Annotated in this window: 14 protein-coding genes and 2 tRNA genes; 7 read left to right on the plus strand and 9 right to left on the minus strand. The window is 64.2% G+C overall.

The features are described 5' to 3' along the window. The first annotated feature begins 381 nt into the window (after positions 1-381). The 5 genes from E2583_RS03300 to E2583_RS03320 all read left to right on the plus strand — a co-directional run bounded on the left by E2583_RS03300 (position 382) and on the right by E2583_RS03320 (position 7,590). A complete protein-coding gene (locus E2583_RS03300; RefSeq protein WP_291593214.1) occupies positions 382-2,085 on the plus strand; it encodes an alpha/beta fold hydrolase in 1,704 nt (567 codons plus the stop codon). A gap of 167 nt (positions 2,086-2,252) precedes the next feature. Next, positions 2,253-2,726 carry a phasin family protein gene (locus tag E2583_RS03305; protein ID WP_291593215.1) on the plus strand — a complete coding sequence of 158 codons (474 nt, stop codon included), beginning with the start codon at positions 2,253-2,255 and terminating at the stop codon, positions 2,724-2,726. 144 nt (positions 2,727-2,870) lie between these two features. Further along, on the plus strand, positions 2,871-5,189 hold the full coding sequence (locus E2583_RS03310) for a DUF3141 domain-containing protein (protein WP_291593217.1): 2,319 nt from the start codon (positions 2,871-2,873) through the stop codon (positions 5,187-5,189). After that, complete coding sequence (locus E2583_RS03315) at positions 5,186-6,313, plus strand: bifunctional enoyl-CoA hydratase/phosphate acetyltransferase (RefSeq protein ID WP_367158579.1); 1,128 nt, start codon at positions 5,186-5,188, stop codon at positions 6,311-6,313. The genes E2583_RS03310 and E2583_RS03315 overlap by 4 nt, the downstream gene beginning before the upstream one ends. Positions 6,314-6,384: 71 nt before the next feature. Continuing rightward, a complete protein-coding gene (locus E2583_RS03320; RefSeq protein WP_291593218.1) occupies positions 6,385-7,590 on the plus strand; it encodes an acetate/propionate family kinase in 1,206 nt (401 codons plus the stop codon). 74 nt (positions 7,591-7,664) lie between these two features. Here the strand turns inward: E2583_RS03320 and E2583_RS03325 are convergent, their stop codons facing one another. The 7 genes from E2583_RS03325 to trxA form a co-directional block, all read right to left on the minus strand. Beyond that, positions 7,665-7,925 carry a helix-hairpin-helix domain-containing protein gene (locus E2583_RS03325; protein WP_291593220.1) on the minus strand — a complete coding sequence of 87 codons (261 nt, stop codon included), beginning with the start codon at positions 7,923-7,925 and terminating at the stop codon, positions 7,665-7,667. Between the two features lie 104 nt (positions 7,926-8,029). Next, positions 8,030-9,157, minus strand: coding sequence for an ABC transporter permease (locus E2583_RS03330; protein ID WP_291593222.1), 1,128 nt, complete (start codon positions 9,155-9,157; stop codon positions 8,030-8,032). 136 nt (positions 9,158-9,293) lie between these two features. Beyond that, entirely contained in the window at positions 9,294-12,083 is a 2,790-nt protein-coding gene (gene rbbA / locus E2583_RS03335; RefSeq protein WP_291593224.1) for a ribosome-associated ATPase/putative transporter RbbA, read from the minus strand. Positions 12,084-12,103: 20 nt separating this feature from the next. Next, a complete protein-coding gene (locus E2583_RS03340; protein WP_291593226.1) occupies positions 12,104-13,183 on the minus strand; it encodes an HlyD family efflux transporter periplasmic adaptor subunit in 1,080 nt (359 codons plus the stop codon). Positions 13,184-13,194: 11 nt separating this feature from the next. Next, positions 13,195-14,637, minus strand: coding sequence for an efflux transporter outer membrane subunit (locus tag E2583_RS03345; protein WP_291593240.1), 1,443 nt, complete (start codon positions 14,635-14,637; stop codon positions 13,195-13,197). Positions 14,638-14,865: 228 nt separating this feature from the next. Then, positions 14,866-16,128 (minus strand): transcription termination factor Rho, encoded by a 1,263-nt coding sequence (gene rho / locus E2583_RS03350; RefSeq protein WP_012839098.1) that lies wholly within the window; start codon positions 16,126-16,128, stop codon positions 14,866-14,868. Positions 16,129-16,403: 275 nt separating this feature from the next. Continuing rightward, the gene (gene trxA, locus E2583_RS03355) at positions 16,404-16,733 is read right to left on the minus strand and encodes a thioredoxin TrxA (protein WP_003053480.1); all 330 of its coding nucleotides are present in this window, start codon (positions 16,731-16,733) and stop codon (positions 16,404-16,406) included. Positions 16,734-16,947: 214 nt separating this feature from the next. Between trxA and E2583_RS03360 the strand changes: the two genes are divergently transcribed. Next, positions 16,948-18,240: a TIGR03862 family flavoprotein gene (locus E2583_RS03360; RefSeq protein ID WP_291593235.1), complete on the plus strand. Its 1,293-nt coding sequence runs from the start codon at positions 16,948-16,950 to the stop codon at positions 18,238-18,240. Between the two features lie 482 nt (positions 18,241-18,722). Further along, positions 18,723-19,040, plus strand: a complete 318-nt coding sequence (locus E2583_RS03365) for a hypothetical protein (RefSeq protein WP_291593237.1) — start codon at positions 18,723-18,725, stop codon at positions 19,038-19,040. Between the two features lie 44 nt (positions 19,041-19,084). Here E2583_RS03365 and E2583_RS03370 read toward each other — a convergent pair. Together E2583_RS03370 and E2583_RS03375 are read right to left on the minus strand one after the other, a co-directional pair. Beyond that, positions 19,085-19,160, minus strand: a tRNA-Asn gene (locus E2583_RS03370). Between the two features lie 47 nt (positions 19,161-19,207). Then, positions 19,208-19,283: transfer RNA gene (locus tag E2583_RS03375), tRNA-Asn, on the minus strand. Positions 19,284-19,396: the final 113 nt, after the last annotated feature.

Consider the following 19,396-nt stretch of genomic DNA (forward strand, 5'->3'; position numbering starts at 1 on the left):
GGTAATTGGGGTGAATGCCTTCTTTCATGATCTTTCCTTTGGTCAAGTGCGGGAGCCGCACCAGCCTGTCCGGTGTACTTTCCGCATAAAAGCTCTCTATTATTGCACATATCAGCAGATCGCTGTCGGCAGTGCCTGCAGTCTGCCTTGGGTGCCCGTCCCTTGCAGGCCAATGCCGGTATTCGTTGCAGGTCTTGGTGCATCCAGGACGCCAGGTTCTCCCGCCTTCAGCGGCGCAGTCGCCGCCACCTCGCGTCTGCCCCGGCGCTTGCCGGCTCTGAATTTGATGTGGCTCAAGCCTCTTTGGGCAGTGTCTATGCAACAACTTGTTCAGCACCTAAGATGTTGCGATATTGCCATGCAGCAAAAAAAGGGTCCGCTATGGTTGACCGCAAGGCCGAGACGCAGTTCAGTTCCAGCCAGCCGCTTGATCAGGCTGTGCGTGCGATGTGGGCGCAGCTGTGGCTGTCGGTTTCCCCTGGGTCCCTAGGGCTGGCCTGGCTGGACTGGGCCGGGCACCTTGCCATCAGTCCGGGACGGCGTCTGGATCTCGCGCGGCTGGCGCTGGAGGAATGGGCAGGTTTTTGCTACGGAGGGACCGGGAATGCAGAGCCCGACCGCCTCTTCAAGGCTGCCGAATGGCAGCGATGGCCTTTCAATGCCTTCGGTGCGGGATTTGCTGCCCAGCAGCGCTGGTGGCAGGCGGCCAGCCGGGGCGTACCCGGTGTTGAGCCTCATCACGCGCGTCTGGTGGAGTTCTGGGGCAGGCAGTGGCTGGATATGTGGTCGCCAGCGAACTTCTTGGCCACCAACCCGATCGTTCTGGAGCGCACGCTCGGCGAGGGCGGGGCGAATCTGGTGCGCGGTTTCCAGTATCTGATGGACGACCTGCGGGCGCAGCTCGCCAGTCAGCCGCCTGCCGGTTGCGAGGCGTTCAGGCCCGGCAGGGACGTGGCGGTCACGGCGGGCAAGGTGGTGCTGCGCAACCGGCTGATGGAGCTGATCCAGTACGCGCCCTCGACCGGCAAGGTCCACCCGGAGCCCGTATTGATCATGCCCGCCTGGATCATGAAGTACTACGTCCTGGATCTTTCGCCAGGAAATTCATTGATCAAGTACCTGGTCGATCAGGGACATACGGTGTTCTGCGTCTCCTGGAAGAACCCCGATGCCGATGACCGGGAGATGGGCATGGAGGACTATGTCGAGCTGGGCTGGCGTGCGGCCCTGGATGCCGTCACCGACATCGTTCCGGGCAGGAAAGTTCATGCGGCGGGCTATTGTCTGGGCGGAACCCTGCTGGCCATTGCGGCAGCTGCAATGGCACGCGACGGCGACGACCGTCTGGCATCGATGAGCCTGCTGGCCGCGCAGACCGATTTCACCGAGCCCGGCGAGCTGGCGCTGTTCATCGATGAAGCGCAGGTCAGCCTGCTTGAGGCCCAGATGGCCCAGCAAGGCTATCTGCGCGCCGAGCAGATGGCCGGCGCATTCGTGATGCTGCGCTCCCGCGATTTGCTGTGGTCGCGCATGGTCGACCATTACCTGCTGGGCGAGCGCGCGCCGATGAGCGATCTCATGGCCTGGAATGCCGATGCCACGCGCATGCCTGCCCGGATGCACTCGCAATACCTGCGTCGTCTGTTTCTGAACAACGATCTCAGCGAAAACCGCTATCCGGTCGATGGCAGGCCGGTCTCGCTGCTCGACCTGAGGGTGCCCATGTTCTGCGTAGGAACGCTGACGGATCATGTGGCACCCTGGTCGTCGGTATACAAGCTGCACCACCGCACTCCCGCCGAAATCACCTTTGTGCTGACAAACGGCGGCCATAACGCGGGCATCGTCAGCGAGCCCGGCCATCCGCGCCGCAGCTACCAGCTGCGCATGCGTCCCGCCGGTGCCCAGGACATGCCTGCCGGCCAGTGGCAGCAAGAGGCCGAGCGGCATGAGGGTTCCTGGTGGCCGGCATGGAGCGCGTGGCTCAAAGCCAGATCCGCCGGGCCGGCGGAAGCGCCGCGCATGGGCGCCGGGAACCACAAGCCCCTGCATGACGCACCCGGCCGTTACGTGCAAGAGCGTTGAGTTGCAGGCTTGTGCAAGGTGTCGCCAGCGTTTTGCGTCACGAAGCGCCATGCCCGATCCGAACTTGCGCAAGTCATGGAGTTTTCACAGGCCGTCTGGTCGCGGTGATTGGCCCGACGGTTCGCCAGCCTCTCGATAGGCACCACCATCACCATAGGGAGACCGATATGAGCATCCAAGCGACCCCCCTGAGTCTGTTCAAGGCCAATGCCGAGCTGCAAATGCGCATCGCTCAGCTGATGCGTGAAAGTGGCCATCGCTGGCTGGAGGCGGCGCAGCAAAGCAGTGCTGCCGGCATCAGCGAAACCACGTCGGAGCTGCAAAGCCTGCTGAAAGCCGAAGACTGGCAATCACTTGCCAGTCTGCCCGCCGAAGCGTTCATGCGCCGACTGGAAGACCGCATGAGCGACGCCAAGAGCGCCAGCGATATCGCGATCAGGAACCAGCAGGCTTTTGCCAGCGGTCTGCAGCAAGCCCTGGAGGCCTGGCAAAAGGCCGTGGCAGATGCCCTGCGTGCCGACGGCACGCCCAACCTGCCCGCATTGCCGCTGCAGGACATCTTCAAGCAGTGGCTGTCTGCATGGACGCCGCCAGCCCAGGATGCGGCGCAGGCCAAAGGCGGCAAGTCACCCCAGAAGTAAGTGGGACGGGCGCTGCAGCCGGATGATCTGCGGTCCCGTCGGGGCATCAACTCCGGCTTTTCGGCGTTTGGCTGAGCCATAAAACGCCGACAGCTATTGTTTTTGAGTCTTCTTGCGAGAAGCTTGTGACTTCGGGAGCACGATATGAGCAAACCCAGCAAGGCCGGCCCGTCGGCTCAGGGGGCTGTCGATCCGTTGGCAGGATGGAGATCCGCCGCCGCCTATGCGCTGGACGCCGCTCAGCGCGCCGTGCTGTATGCCGATATCGAGCGCCGGGTCGGCGACCAGTACCGGATCCAGCGCGACGCCAGGACGCCCAACGTACTGCACTTTCCGGCCGAGCTGGTGATGTCGGGACTGGAGCTTCCCAGGCCCGTCAACTACGGCCTGGTGCGCATTCAGGCACCTGAGAACCGGCCGGCCGAACCGGGCAAGCGCCCGTTCGTCGTGATCGATCCGCGCGCCGGCCATGGACCCGGCATTGGCGGCTTCAAGCCATACAGCGAGATCGGGGCGGCGCTGGAGGCCGGCCATCCTTGCTACTTCGTCGGCTTTCTGCCCGATCCGGTGCCAGGTCAGACGGTGGAGGACGTGATGCGTGCCGAGGCGGCATTCATGCGTCGCGTGGCCGAGCTGCACCCCGAGAGCGAGGGCAAGCCTGCGGTCATCGGCAACTGCCAGGCAGGCTGGCAGATCCTGATGACGGCAGCGGTCTGGCCCGAGCTGTTCGGGCCCATCATCGTCGCAGGAGCGCCGCTGTCGTACTGGGCCGGAGACAATCCCATGCGCTACTCGGGAGGCCTTCTGGGGGGGAGCTGGCTGACCGCGCTGAGCAGCGATCTGGGCAACGGCCGCTTCGACGGCGCCCATCTGGTGCAGAACTTCGAGCAGCTCGATCCGGCCAACACGCTGTGGAGCAAGCAGTACAAGGTCTATGCCAATGCCGACACGGAGGCCGAGCGTTATATAGGCTTCGAGAAATACTGGGGCGGCTATGTCTTTCTCAACGATGTGGAGATGCAGTACATCGTCGACAACCTGTTCATCGGCAACAAGCTTTCGACGGCCCGGCTGCTGACCTCGGACGGGGTGCGCATCGATCTGCGCAATATCCGCTCGCCGATCCTGGTGTTCTGTTCCTATGGCGACAACATCACGCCGCCGGCCCAGGCCCTGGGCTGGATCACCGATCTTTACGCCAGCGACGACGATGTGCGCGCGCATGACCAGACCATCATCTTCAGCACGCATGACAGCATCGGCCACCTGGGCATCTTTGTGTCGGGGGCGGTCGGCAGCAAGCAGCACCGCAAGTTCGCCAGCGCCATAGAGCAGATCAATCTGCTGCCTGCAGGCCTCTACCGCGCCAGCGTGGACGACGCGACGGCGCAGGAGCAGGAACTGCTCCATGATCCTTATCTGCTGAGCATCCGTGCCAGCGGCCTCGATGAGGTGCGCGATATCGTCAAGCCCGATGCACAGGCCGAGCGCCGCTTCGACGCGGCGGCACGGGTGTCCGATATCAACCTGGCGCTGTACCGCAGCCTGTGGCAGCCCTGGGTGCGCGCATTCAGCACCTCCGAGTCGGCGCGCTGGCTGCAGACCCTGCACCCCATGCGCCTGCAGTTTGAGGCCTGGAGCAGCCAGCACCCGCTGGCCGCCCTGATACGCGGCAGTGCCGAATACATACGCGAACATCGCCAGCCCGTGGATGAGGCCAATCCCTGGCTGCAGATGCAGCAGCAGGGCTCGGCTGCGCTGGAGCGCTCCCTCGATGACTTTCGCGACCGGCGCGACCATATCTATGCCCTGTGGTTCGACATGCTCTACGGTTCGCCCCTGATGCAGGCACTGGCCGGACATGCCTATGGCGAAAGCGGGCCGGTGCGCCAGCATCCTGGCACCACGCCCGAGCATCTGGCCCTGATGGCGGACAGGCAGCGCCAGATCGAGGACAGTGTGGATCAGGGCGGGGTGCTCGAAGCCACGTTGCGCGGCTTGCTGAGCGTGCTGTCGCTGCGCCGCGCCGTGGACGAGCGCTACTACCATCTGGCCGCGCAATTGCTGGAGCAGGAGGCGCCGGGGCGCTGGAGCCTGGCCGAGCTGCGCACCGCCATCCGTGAACAGACCCAGGTGATGAGGCAATGCGGCAGCGCCGCCCTTGATGCCATTCCCGGCCTGCTCAAGAGCACGCCTGCCGAGACCATACGCAAGGCCAGCCAGGCGATTGCCAGCATGGCGGCCATCGATACGGGAGCGAAGGCGGAGCAGCAGGCCGTGAAAGGCGCTCTGCAGCGGGTGCAGGCCTTGTTCGAGCAGGCCGCGCTGGCGCAGCAGGCCCCGATGGACGAGGCTCAGGTACCGCATCTGGCGCCGGCACGGGCTTCCGCCACCGCCACGCGGCCCAAGCCTGCCGCGCGACGTCAACCGACCGCAGCACGCGGCAAGAAAGGAGTGCGATGAGTCAATCGAGTCCAGAGGGGATGCGGGAGCCGTTCGAGGGGCTTGCTGTCGGCGACAGCCTGCATGTCACCGTTGCCGCCCGTGATGCGAGTACGTTGACCCTGCGCTGCGCCCGCGAGGCACAGGCCCAGGCTTTCACCATAGCGTCACCGCAGGTGGCTGACCTGTCTTCGGGCGGGGCGGAGCAGCCGCTGGACGTGGCCGCCCATCATGGCCTGACCCGGCTGCTGGCGGCCGTCAAGGAGCTGCCGCCGGTGCGCATGGGCGTGGTTCATCCCTGCGATGCCACCAGCCTGTCCGCCGCGCTTGACGCACATCGGCTGGGGCTGATCGAGCCGGTCCTGATCGCTCCACGCGCCAAGCTTGAAGCGATTGCGCTGGCCCAGGGGTTCGAGCTGCAGGGGCTGCGCATCGAGGATGTGCCGCACAGTCATGCCGCTGCCGAGCAGGGTGCCAGGCTGGCCGCCTGCGGCGAGCTGGAAGGCTTGATGAAAGGCAGTCTGCACACCGACGAGCTGATGGCTGCTGTCGTCGCCGGCAGCGCCGGGCTGCGCACCAAGAGGCGTGTCAGCCATTGCTTTGTGCTGCAGACGGCCAGCTATCCACGGCCCTTCATCGTCACCGACGCGGCCATCAACCTGGCCCCCGATCTCTTGCAGAAGGCCGATATCGCACGCAATGCCATCGAGCTCGCGCAGGTCCTGGGAGTGGCCAGGCCCAAGCTGGCCATTCTCGCTGCCGTCGAGACGGTCAACCCCAGCATGCCCGCAACCCTGGACGCGGCCGCGCTGTGCAAGATGGCCGACCGGGGCCAGATCACTGGAGGCGTGCTGGACGGCCCGCTGGCTTTCGACAATGCGGTCTCCATGGAGGCCGCGCGCACCAAGGGCATCACTTCGCCCGTGGCCGGCCAGGCCGACATCCTGCTGGTGCCCGATCTGGAAAGCGGCAATATGCTGGCCAAGCAGCTGATGTACCTGGGCGGCGCCGCCAGCGCAGGCATCGTGCTCGGGGCCAAAGTGCCCATCGTGCTCACCAGCCGCGCGGATTCGCGCGAATCCCGCATTGCATCCTGCGCGATTGCGCTGCTGCTCGCACATCACTACCGGCAGACGCCGCCCTGAAAAGCATGGCCGATGGTGCCAGGCTGGCCGTTGCTGCAGTCTGTGCCCTGTCGGCAGACAAAGGCACTGACATGAGTAATTCCGTCATCATCGTCCTGAACTGCGGCTCGTCGAGCATCAAGTTCGCCGTCTTCGAGGCCGCGATGCCCGTGTCGCGCAAGCCCCTGTGGAACGGCAAGGTGCAGGGTATTGGCGGGCCCTGTCCCGACTTCGGAGAAAGCGGCGTGCGGCCCTTTGCCATCGCACTGGGTGCCGAACATCCGTATCGCGATGCGCTGCGCATCATCCGCGAGCGCATCGCAGCCCGGTTGGGGGACCGGCCAGTGGCCGCGATCGCCCACAGGGTGGTGCATGGCGGCAGCAAGTATTTCGCGTCCACACGCATCGACGCGCAGGTGCTGAAGGACCTGCGCAGCTATGTGCCGCTGGCACCGCTGCATCAGCCGTTTGCGCTGGAGGCCATGGAGATACTGCTGCGCGAGCGACCCGACATCGCGCAGATCGCCTGCTTCGATACCGGCTTTCATCACAGCTTGCCCAAGGTGGAGCAGATCCTGCCACTGCCTTACGAATGGTGGCAGCGCGGCGTGCGCCGCTATGGCTTTCACGGGCTTTCGTATGCCTATATGGCGACCGCGCTGGCCGAGCGCCATGGAGACCGGGCCAGGGGCCGCACCATCGTCGCCCATCTGGGCAGCGGTGCCAGTCTGTGCGGCATGCAGCAGTTGCAGAGTATGGCGACCACCATGGGCTTCTCGGCCCTGGACGGATTGATGATGGGCACCCGCACCGGGGCGTTGGACCCGGGGGCCGTGCTCTATCTGATGGAGATCGAGAAACTGACGCTCCAGGAGCTGGGGCGTCTGCTCTATCACGACTCGGGTCTGCTGGGCATGTCGGGCGTCTCGTCCGAGCCGCGCGTGATCCTGCGCCATGTCGAGGATCCGGGCGAGTCCGGCGAGCGTGCGCGCATTGCGCTGGATCTCTTTGTGCGCCGCATCGTGCGCGAGATCGGCTCGCTGGCTGCGGCGCTGGGCGGCCTGGACATGCTGGTGTTCACGGCGGGCATCGGCGAGCACAGCGGGGAGATTCGCGCCCGCGTCTGCGCCGATCTGGCATGGCTGGGCCTGGCGCTCGATGTACAGGCCAATGCGGCCCATGCGCCCGTCATCTCAGCGGCCGGCAGCCGGGTGCTGGTGGGCGTGGAGCCCACAAACGAGGAATGGGTGGCCGGCCGCGACACCATGCGAATTCTTGCGCAGTCGACAACTGCGTGATGCGCAGCCGCTGCGGCCCGGGTCTGCACTGTCATGACGCGGTGCACGGCGGAAAGCGGCCTGCATCGCCAGCCCTAACGGATGCCTTCGCCGTCCTGTGCCGGGTGTTGTCTGGCCGCATCGATGGTTGCCTGGATGGCGGCGCGTGCCTGAGGGCTGTTCTTCCAGCAACTGGAGCCCGTGAGGGCAGAGGCCTTGGCGACGATGTCCAGGGCATTGGCCTCACGCAAATGCGCGAAAGAGCCGTAGCCCAGGGATTCGAGCCGGCTCAGCACTGTGGGGCCCACGCCCTTGAGTGCTAGCAGTGATTGTCGTTCTTCGGTGGTGAATGGCATGGGCGCAATCCTGAATCGGGAACTGGAGAGGTCTTCGGCACAAGCAGGCGGCTTGCGCCTTGTTGCTGGCGCAGCAGACCGCGGGATGGGGCAGGAGGACGATATCAGGCCATGCTGGACAAGGTCTTTCTGAACCGCATCAGCGACAGCCAGAACAGCACGGCACCTATGCCCGCCAGCCACAGAAAGGGCTTCCACACGGTTTCTATCCCGGCACCGCGGTACAGGATAGCCTGACCCAGCTCCACAAAATGCGTGGTGGGGGCGAACAGCATCACGTCCTGCACCAGCCGTGGCATGGATTCGCGGGGGGTCATGCCGCCGGACAGCAGCTGCAGCGGCAGCAGCGTCAGCACCATCAGAAGGCCGAACTGCGGCATGCTGCGCGCCACGGTGGCCATGAAGATGCCCATGGCCGTGGTGGCGAACAGGCACAGTGCCGAACCCGCCATGAACAGCAGCAGGCTGCCTTCGATCGGCACCTTGAGCGCGCCGCGTACCACCAGATTCAGCGAAACTCCGGCGGCCATCAGCACGACGGCGCCCATGGACCAGACCTTGGCCAGCATGATCTCGGTGGGCGTCACCGGCATGACCAGCAGATGCTCGATGGTGCCGTGCTCGCGCTCGCGGATCAGTGCTGCCCCCGTGAGGATGATGGAAAGCATGGTGACGTTGTTGATGATCTGCATCAGTCCGCCGAACCAGATCTTGTCCAGGCCGGGATTGAAGCGCGCGCGCAGCTCCAGGTCCACGGGCAGGGCGCCGGCTCCGCGGTAACGCTGCACGAACTCGTTGATCTCGGCCAGCACGATCTGCTGCACATAGCCGCTGCCCGAGAATGCCTGGCTCATGCGGGTGGCATCGACGTTCAGCTGCAGCTCGGCCTTCTTGCCGGCCAGCACGTCGCGCTGGAAGTGGGGCGGGATGGTCAGCGAGAACGTGAAGTCGCCTGCATCCAGGCCGGGGTCCACGTGGCTGAAGTCCACCATCTGCGGCGGCATGAACTGGGGCGGGTAGAAAGCCGAGCGGATGCGCGCGGACAGCGGCGACTGGTCTTCGTCGACGATGGCGATCGGCGCCTTGTGCAGCGTATCGGGCATGGCCGTGGCCGCCGTGTACACGGAGGCCGTGAAGGTATAGACGATGAGCACCAGCATCACTGGATCGCGCCACAGGCTCCACAGCTCCTTGATGCCCAGGCGCCAGATATTTTTCAGGCTATGCCACATGGTGTTTCTCCGTCGTAACAACGAGGGGCGGCCGCTGCCAGGGCAGCGAGCAAGGGCCGTCCCGCAGCGAGGCTGTCGTCCTCCTCCCGCGCAGCGAGAGAGGGGGAAGGCGCGCAGCGACTCAGGGGGAGCTTCATCATTTTTCCTGTTTGGGCAGGGCCCAGACGGCGATGCCCATGATCACGGGAACGGCGATCAGCAGCGGCAGCAAGGTCGGCGCCAGATCGTGCAGGCCCAGCGCCTTGTTGAAGACGCCGCGGCTGATGGCGAACATATAGGTGGCCGGGTAGATCTCGCCGATCCAGCGGCCGGCACCTTCCAGCGAGGACACCGGATCGGTCAGGCCCGAGAATTGCGTCGCCGGAATCAGCGTGCCCAGCATGGCAAAGAACATGGCGGCAATCTGGCTGCTGGTGACGGCCGAGGCCAGCAGGCCCATGCCCGTGGCAATGACGCTGAAGAGCAGGGCGGCCATGACGAGCAGCGGGAAGCTGCCGGTCATGGGCACGCCGAAGACGAAGACCGCCATGGCGCACATCAGAAAGAAGTTCAGCATGGCCAGCACCACATAGGGCAGTTGCTTGCCCAGCAGAAACTCGGTGCGGGTCACGGGAGTGACGTACAGGTTCACGATGGAGCCCAGCTCTTTTTCGCGCACCACGGCCAGTGCCGTCAGCATGGCGGGCAGCATCATCAGCAGCAGCGGAATCACGGCCGGCACCATGGCGGGCAGGCTCTTCACATCGGGGTTGTAGCGAAAGCGGGTTTCCAGGCTGACCTGGCTGCCCAGTTGCACGCCCAGGCGCTCGCGGGCCTGCTGTGCCAGCCAGAGCTGGTGCATGGCCTGAACATAGCCTTTGATGGTCTCGCCGCGCTGGGGCATGGCGCCGTCGAACCAGGCACCCACGGAGACCCGCGAGCCGCGCAGCAGGTCTCGCCCGAAACCGGGTGGTATCTCGATGGCCAGTGCCAGCTCGCCGCTTTTCATGCGCCGGTCCAGGTCCGCATAGTCCTGGATGGGGGGCATTTCAATGAAATAGCGCGAGCCCGCGAGATTGTTCACGTAGTTCTGGCTGAGGGTGCTCTGGTCGCGGTCCAGCACCGCGAAACGCAGGTCCTCGACATCCATGCTGATGCCGAAGCCGATCACCACCATCAGCACCAGCGAACCCACCAGGGCCAGCGTGGCGCGCACGGGGTCGCGCCGCAGCTCCAGCGACTCGCGCCACAGATAGCTCCAAAGCCGTTGCAGGCTGAAACCCGGGCCGCTGGCGTGCGCTTCATCCATGGGAGCTTCCTGCGCATTATCCTGATGGGAATCCGCATGCTTCAATGCTGAAAATGTTGTCTCACGTGCGTAAACAGCTTCCTTTTTGATATCGAGCACCGGCGCTGCCTCGCCAGAGGCTTCGACCAGATAGCCGATGAAGGCCTCTTCCAGCGTGGCGGCGCCGCGCTTGGCAGTCAGTGTGTCGGGCCGGTCGCTGTCCAGCACCTTGCCCGCATGCATCATGGACATGCGGTCGCAGCGCTCGGCTTCATTCATGAAGTGGGTGGAGATGAAGATCGTCACGCGGTCACGGCGCGACAGCTCGATCAGCAGGCGCCAGAACTGGTCACGGGCCACGGGGTCCACCCCCGAGGTCGGCTCGTCGAGAATCAGCAACTCCGGCTTGTGCACCATGGCCACGGCCAGCGACAGGCGCTGGCGCATGCCCAGCGGCAGATTGCCCGGCAGTGTCTCGCGCACCTCGGCAAGGCCGAAGCGGTCGAGCATTTCCCGAACCCGGGCGGGGATCTGGGCCGGCTCCACATGGAAGAGTTCGGCATGCAGCACCAGGTTCTGCAGCACGGTCAGCTCGCCGTAGAGGGAAAAAGCCTGCGACATATAGCCCACACGCCGGCGCGTGGCCACGTCATGCGGATCGATTTTCTTGCCGAACAGCCAGGCATCGCCCTCGCTGGCCGGCAGCAGGCCGGTCAGCATCTTCATGGTGGTGGACTTGCCGCAGCCGTTGGAGCCCAGAAAGCCGAAGATCTCGCCGCGCCGGATGCGGAAGTTCACATGGTCCACGGCTACGAAATCGCCAAAGCGCATGGTGAGGTCGCGTGCCTCGATGGCGATATCGTCATCGCGGGTCTGCAGCGGTGGGATCACCACGGCGGCATGGCCGCGTTTTTTTTCCTCGGGCAGAAGGGCGATGAAGGCGGCTTCGAGTGTCGCCATGCCGGTGCGAGCCAACAGCTCGGAAGGGGTGCCGGTGGCCAGAATCCGTCCGTCGTCCATCGCAGCCAGCCAGTCGAAGCGCTGGGCTTCGTCCATATAGGCCGTGGCCACGATCACGCTCATCCGTGGGCGCTGACTGCGTATGCGCTTGATCAGATCCCAGAATTGCGCGCGTGCCAGCGGATCGACACCGGTCGTGGGCTCGTCGAGAATCAGCAGGTCCGGGTCGTGGATGAGGGCGCAGCACAGTGCCAGCTTCTGCTTCATGCCTCCCGAGAGCTTGCCCGCAGGGCGGGAGAGGAATTTGTGCAGCCCCGTGCTTTGTGTCAGATCGTCGATGCGCGCCCGGCGCTCGGCCGCGTCATGGCCGAACAGACGCCCGAAGAACTGCAGATTTTCTTCCACCGACAGCGTGGGGTAGAGGTTCTTGCCCAGGCCCTGGGGCATGTAGGCAATGCGCGGACAGACGGCATCGCGGTGCTTTTTGCTGCGCATGTCGCCTCCCAGCACCTGCATCCCGCCGCCCTGGAGGGCGCGCGCTCCGGCAATCAGCGACAGCAGGCTGGACTTGCCCACGCCGTCGGGTCCGATCAGGCCGACCATGAGGCCCGCCGGAACTTCCAGACTCAGGCCGCGCAGTGCCTGTGTCTTGCCGTAGGCGAGCGTCACGTCGCGCAATTGGGCTGCATGCTGGGTCATGGCAGATGGGGGCGAAGCGCTCACGAGGCCGAGGTGTCGCCGGTGCGCACCTCCAGCTGGGCCGGCCATGCGCGCTCTTTGTCGAGCTTGATCCAGGCCACGCCGGGCAGTCCTGTCTTGACCTGTGTCAGATGCTTGTGCAGCAGTTCCGGGGCGATGCGGGCCTTGACGCGGAACATCAGCTTCTGTCTTTCGCTGGCCGTCTCCACGGTCTTGGGGGTGAATTGGGCGGTGCTGGCGACAAACGACACCTGCGCCGGTATCACGTATTGCGGAGCCGCGTCCAGCACGATGCGCACCTCGGTGCCCAGGGCCACACGGCCTGCCACGGTCTCGGGCAGGAAGAAGCTGATGTAGACGTCCGAGACATCCACCATATTGAGCACCTTGCCACCCGCGCCGATCACCTCGCCGGGCTGGGCCAACCGGTATTGCACGCGCCCGTCACGCGGGGCGGTGAGTTCACTGTCCCTGACGTCGGCATCGATGCGCTGAACCGTGGCCGAGGCGGCCGCCACCGCGGATTCCGCGCCGATGGTCTGGGCCTTGGCTGCGTCAATCGCCGCCCTGGCGGCTGTCGCCTGGGCTTGTGCGGCCTTGAGTGCGGCCTGTGCACCCCGCACGCGTGCCCGGTCGTCGTCCAGCTCCTGTTCCGAGGAGGCACCCTCGCGCGCCAGTGTCTCGGAGCGCCTTGCGCGGCGCAGTGCTGCATCCAGCTCCGCCTCGCGTTGCGCAACCGTGGCCATGGTGGCTGCGTACTGGCTTTCACGCAGTGCGATCTCGGCACGCGCCGAGGTCACTGCATGAGAGGCACGTTCTCGCCCGGCGATGGCTTCGCGTTGCTGCGCCTGCAGGCTGTCGATCTGCATGCGCGCCAGGGGCTGACCGGCCTTGACGAAGTCGCCTTCCTGTACCAGGACTTCGGCGATGCGACCTGCGTACTTGGTGGCGACGTCGATCTCGGTGGCTTCGATGCGGCCGTTGCCGCTGACCAGGCCTTCGGTTGCCTGCGTGCTGCGCCAATGCTGCCAGCCATAGGCACCCAGTCCGGCAGCGGCAACGATAAACGCGGCGATGGTGAGTTTCTTGTTCATGGACATGGATTGGAGGATCAGGGCTGGAGGGGCTCGGTAGGGGTTGCGCTGCCGGGGTCAGGCACGCCATAACCGCCGCCCAGTGCCGCATGGAGAGCGACCTGGGCGGACAGCAGGGCTTCACGGCCCTGGACCAGCTGTTGTTCTGCGCTCAGCAGGTCGCGTTCGGCATCCAGCACATCGAGATAGGGCGAGGCGCCCTGGTCGTAGCGCAGCCGTGCCAGCCGGGCGCGCTCCTGGAGTGCCGCGCGCTGCTCGGTCAGGACCGTCAGCTGCTGCTCCAGCGTGGTGCGGCTCGACAGGGCATCCAGTACTTCGCGCATCGCCGTCTCTATGGTTTTTTCGTACTGCACGACCGCCATGTTCTGCCGCACGGCCTGCAGGTTCAGGTTGGCCTGGCGCTGGCCGCCGTCAAAGATCGGCAGAGAGATCGAAGGGGCAAACTGCCAGGCCCGACTGCCGCCTTTGAACAGGCCGTCAAGTTCGGCACTGGCCGTGCCCCAGCTGCCGGTCAAGGCAATGCGTGGCAGGAATGCGGCGCGTGCGGCGGCCACGTTGGCCCTGGCCGCCTGCAGGCCGTATTCGGCGGCGACGATATCGGGCCGCTGCGTGAGCAGATCGGACGGCAGGCCTTCGGGAACGGGCTTCAGGCGGAAGGGCTCCGACGGATCCAGCGGCAGGCGTTGCGCATCCATGCCCGTGAGCTGCTGCAGCGCATTGGCCTGCAGCGCGCGCTGCTGCGCAAGCTGCGTACCGATGGTCTGGGCCTGGTGCACCAGGGTCTGTACCTGGGTGAGGGCATAGCGCGATGTGGCCCCCACCTCGGTACGGCGCTTGAAGATGCGCAACGATTCCTCGCGGCTGGCAATCGTGCGCCGGGTCAGGGCCAGGCGTTCATCGAGGCTGCGCAGCGCCAGGTAATTGAGCGCGACCTGCTTGACGAGACTGGATTGAACCGCATGCCTGGTGGCCTCCAGCGCCAGATAGTTGCCCAGGGCGGCATCGCTGAGGCTTTGGACCCTGCCCCAGAGATCGAGTTCCCAGCTGTTCAGGCCGACAAACACCTGCTGATCGCCCGCAACCACGGAGCGGCCGCTGGCGTTGAGGTCTGCCGGGACGCGTGCTCGGGCGTGACTGCTGCCCAAGCCGACCGTCGGCAGCCTGGCTGCACGCTGGATGTCATAGGCCGCCTGGGCTTCCTGTACGCGCAGCAGCGCCAGGCGCAGGTCCTGGTTGTGGGCAAGCGCCGCACGAATCAGCGTCTGCAATGCCGGGTCCGGATACACGTCCTGCCAGGCAAGCCGCGTTGCCCTGTGATCCGCCGCGCTGACCGGCTGTTGCGTCCATGCCTGTGGCCACCGGCCCGGCAGCCTGTCTTGCGCCTGTGGCTGCAGTATCGGCACGCTGGTGCTGCAGGCTGCCAGAGCTGCAAGCAAGGCGGCTGATCCCAGCAGGCGCATCGAAGTGGTGATAGGGGGTGATTTGCGATTCGCTGATGGGGGCATGAATGCAGAATCTGCGACTTGAAAGCTTTTGGCTTCTGTTCGGCGCAAGATTTGTATAGATGTGAACCCCAGTATTAGGGGGCGGCTCGCTAATCGGTTTGAGCTATGTCAAGAAAAGCCGCCGGGCATCAGAAACAGCAAAGCCCCGCGAAGCGAGGCTTTGTTTTGCAGGGCGCGAGGCGCTTAGCCGCCGCGGCGCATCATGTCGAAGAACTCCACATTGTTCTTGGTGGCCTTCATGTTCTTGATCATGAGCTCCATGGACTCGATCTCGTCCATGTTGTACATGAACTGGCGCAGGATGCGGGTCTTCTGCAGGATTTCCGGGGGCAGCAGCAACTCTTCGCGGCGGGTGCCGCTCTTGTTGAGTTCGATGGCCGGGAAGACGCGCTTTTCGTACAGGCGGCGGTTGAGGTGCAGTTCGCTGTTGCCCGTGCCCTTGAATTCTTCAAAGATCACTTCGTCCATGCGGCTGCCGGTGTCGACCAGCGCCGTGGCGATGATGGTCAGGGAGCCACCTTCTTCCACATTGCGGGCGGCGCCGAAGAAGCGCTTGGGACGCTGCAGGGCATTGGAATCCACACCGCCGGACAGAACCTTGCCCGAGGAGGGCACGACATTGTTGTAGGCTCGTGCCAGACGGGTGATGGAGTCCAGCAGGATGACCACATCCTTGCCCAGTTCCACCAGGCGCTTGGCGCGCTCGATCACCATTTCGGCGACATGCACGTGGCGGGTCGCGGGTTCGTCGAAGGTGGAGGCAATGATTTCGCCCTTGACCGAGCGCTGCATTTCCGTCACTTCTTCGGGGCGCTCGTCCACCAGCAGCACCATCAGGTGCACATCGGGATGGTTGGCGGTGATGGCGTGAGCGATGCTCTGCATCATCATGGTCTTGCCGCTCTTGGGCGGGGCCACGATCAGCGCGCGCTGGCCGCGGCCGATGGGGGCGATGATGTCGATGATGCGGCCCGTGATGTTTTCTTCGCCCTTGATGTCGCGCTCCAGGCGCATCTGCTCCTTGGGGAACAGAGGGGTCAGGTTTTCAAACAGCACCTTGTGCTTGTTCTGCTCGGGCGAATTGCCGTTGACCTTGTCGAGCTTGGTCAATGCGAAGTAGCGCTCGCCGTCCTTGGGGATGCGCACTTCGCCTTCGATCATGTCGCCGGTGTGCAGGTTGAAGCGGCGCACCTGGCTGGGCGAGATGTAGATGTCGTCGGTGCTGGCGGTATAGCTGGTATCGGGGCTGCGCAGGAAGCCAAAGCCATCGGGCAGGATTTCCAGCACGCCGTCGGCGAAAACCTGTTCACCGGCTTTCGCGCGCTTTTTGATGATGGCGAACATCAGTTCCTGCTTGCGCATGCGACCGACGTTTTCGATCTCAAGCGCTTCGGCCTGCTTCAAGACTTCAGACACGTGCAGTGCCTTGAGTTCATTAAGGTGCATGAAATGACTCCAAGCGTGGAGTGAGAATAACCAGGGGGGAGAGGCGTAGAGCCTAACGAATCACTGTAGTAGTGGGCAGGCTTGCCTGAAGAAAATCCAGCGCGGTCCCATGCGGTGGCCGGCGGTTCGTACATTATGACAGGAAAACTGGCGCAACTTGCAAGCTATTTATCGAGGACCGGCCGTCTGCTGCCTGCGCAAGGCCTGTGCAGATGGGAAAGTGGGGTCCACGAAAGCAAACAGAGCTCCGTTGGGAGCCCTGTTTGTCAGAAACCTCAGATGTGCTGATCGAGGAAGGCGGACAGCTGAGTCTTGTTCAGCGCGCCAACCTTGGTGGCGGCCAGCTGTCCATCCTTGAACAGCATCAGCGTGGGGATGCCGCGAATGCCGAACTTGGCAGGGATTTCACGGTTTTCATCCACATTCATCTTGGCGATCTGCACCTTGCCTTTGTAGCCCTCGGCCACGTCATCCAAGATGGGGGCGATCATCTTGCAAGGGCCGCACCACTCAGCCCAGTAATCCACCAGCACGGTCGTGCCGGGTTGCAGTACGTCGGATTCAAAGCTGGCATCCGTGATGTGCTTGATCAATTCGCTGGCCATTTGTAGTCCTGGATTTTCTTGAAGCAAAAAAGGTCGGCGGTCTAATCGCCTGGTTCAACGATTGTGACAGAAACTCATCTCCCGCCGCACTGTGTGGGTGGTTGTTTGCTGCTATCGCGCCAATAGTGCCCGCGGTATTGCAGAAATGCCGTCGATGGTATTCTGCGCACCCTTTGGCGGCCGGTGGCCGCGAGCTGATTGAGGTAGCAGAACTATGAGTGTCCCGGAACCGTTGATGACCGATGCTGAACCGGCCTGCGATGTGGCTGTGGTCGGTGCCGGGCCCGCAGGCCTGATGGTGGCCGAGCAGCTGGCAAAGGCTGGGCTTTCGGTCAGGGTCTTCGAAGCGAAAGCCTCGGCGGCCCGAAAATTCCTCATGGCCGGCAAGGGCGGTCTCAATCTCACCCACTCGGAAGAGTTCTCCCGTTTTGTCACCCGTTTTGGACCCCGTTCGGGAGATCTGGCTGCCTGGCTGGAAAAATGGGGAGCGGACGAACTTCGGGCCTGGGTCCGCGAACTGGGCTTTGATACCTTTGTGGGGACATCCGGGCGCGTGTTTCCGGCGGACATGAAGGCCGCGCCGCTGTTGCGGGCCTGGCTGGTGCGCATGAAGTCGCAGGGCGTGCAGTTCCACATGCGGCACCGCTGGACAGGGTGGTCCGACGATGGGCGGCCGGTGTTTCAGGCTGAGAGTGGCCGTGTCGAGGTGGGCTGCAAGGCGCTGGTGCTTGCAACGGGCGGAGGCAGCTGGGCGCGTCTGGGCTCGGATGGCGCCTGGGTTGCGTTGCTGCAGGCAAGAGGTGTGGATGTTGCTCCCTTGCAGGCCGCCAACTGCGGCTTTGATGTGGGTGGGCTGCAGGGGCGTGACGCAGGCTGGAGCGAGGTGTTCGCCCAGCGCTTTGCGGGCCAGCCGTTCAAGTCGGTGGTTCTGAGGTTTGTGGATGATCTGGGCAGGCGCTTTGAGCGCCAGGGTGAGTTCGTGGCGACGCAGACCGGCGTGGAAGGCAGTCTTGTCTACGCCGTCTCATCCCTGCTGCGCGACTGTATCGCTCGCCAGGGCGATGCCCGGTTCGAGCTGGATCTGCTGCCCCAGTGGAGCCCGGAGCGTGTGCAGCAGGAGGTGCTGCGGCCGCGGGGTTCGCGCAGCCTCAGCAGTCATCTCAAGGGGCGGCTGGGGCTGGATGGCATCAAGACGGGATTGTTGTATGAAGTGCTTGGCAAGGACGGCATGGCGGACATGCAGCGTCTGGCATCCACGATCAAGGCCGTGCCGCTGACTGTCGTCGCACCACGTCCCATCGATGAGGCCATCAGCACGGCTGGCGGAGTCCGCCTGGAAGCTCTGGATGCGCGGGGCATGTGCACAGCGCTTCCCGGTGTCTTCTGCGCCGGGGAGATGCTGGACTGGGAGGCCCCGACGGGCGGCTATCTGCTCACGGCCTGCATGTCATCGGGCGTTCATGTGGCTCAGGGTATCCTGGACTTTCTGCAGGCCGGCCGGGACTGAGTGCGGCGGCAAGTTTGCCGCATTGGTTTTCGAGGGATTTCGCGATGTAGGTGTCGGCTCTCGCCAGCAGCGTCGCCAGGGAAGGTCGGTGAGCGTGAAGAGGGCTTCTCGAAGAGCGAAGCCCTGTGCGAGCGGTCGGCCAAGTCTGGGGGAGGGTGGCCATGCATTGTGCTTGGCGCTTTGGTGCTTCACAGGGGGGGGGCGCGAAACCCGGGCGGGCAGGCGCGCAGATCCCCTCGGAACCCCGTCAGGCCCTGAATCGGATGGATGCACGGCCCTTGTCGCGGCGATACGGAAAAGCCTTGGAGGCGATGTAGACGGCCGTTTTCGGGCGGCGGGCGATGGGCGCGGGTCTCCATCCTACGAGGCGAACTCTTGCTGTGGGACAGATGTCCCGGGCCGGAGACATTACGCTGGCAGAAGCGCTCCATCGAAGGATGGGGTTGACGGATTCGCGTTGTTACCGGAAAAGGAGGTTGGACATGTTTTTCGGCAAGATCTTCGGTTTTGGACGCTCCGAACCACGCTATATCCGCCGCACGCGTGCCTATCTTCAGGAGGCGCGCATGGCCATTCTTGAGCATTCCATCGCGGCGGAGTACTACCAGTCCTCTGCGCAGATGTACGCCGAGCGCGCTGCACGACTGGAAGAGGAGCTGCGGGCCTGGGAGGAGGGTGAGCAGCATCACATTCCGGCCGTGCCGCACCACTATCCCTATGTCCCTCATTCGGCACACAAGTCTGTTGCCGTAGATGCGCCGCCCGTGGGGGCTTCAGTGGGCGTGGTCAGGGCTGCCTGAGCTGATAAAAGAAAAGCCTGTATGCGTGCATACAGGCTTTTGAGTGGCTCCTCAACCTGGGCTCGAACCAGGGACCTACGGATTAACAGTCCGGCGCTCTACCGACTGAGCTATTGAGGAATGTGTCGGTGTGACGGGCCTTGAACGATTGCAAGGCGATTGAATTGTGGCTCCTCAACCTGGGCTCGAACCAGGGACCTACGGATTAACAGTCCGGCGCTCTACCGACTGAGCTATTGAGGAATGTGTCGGTGTGACAGGCCTTGAACGATTGCAAGGCGATTGAATTGTGGCTCCTCAACCTGGGCTCGAACCAGGGACCTACGGATTAACAGTCCGGCGCTCTACCGACTGAG

Source organism: Comamonas sp. (genome assembly GCF_009360615.1).
GTDB lineage: Bacteria > Pseudomonadota > Gammaproteobacteria > Burkholderiales > Burkholderiaceae_C > Comamonas.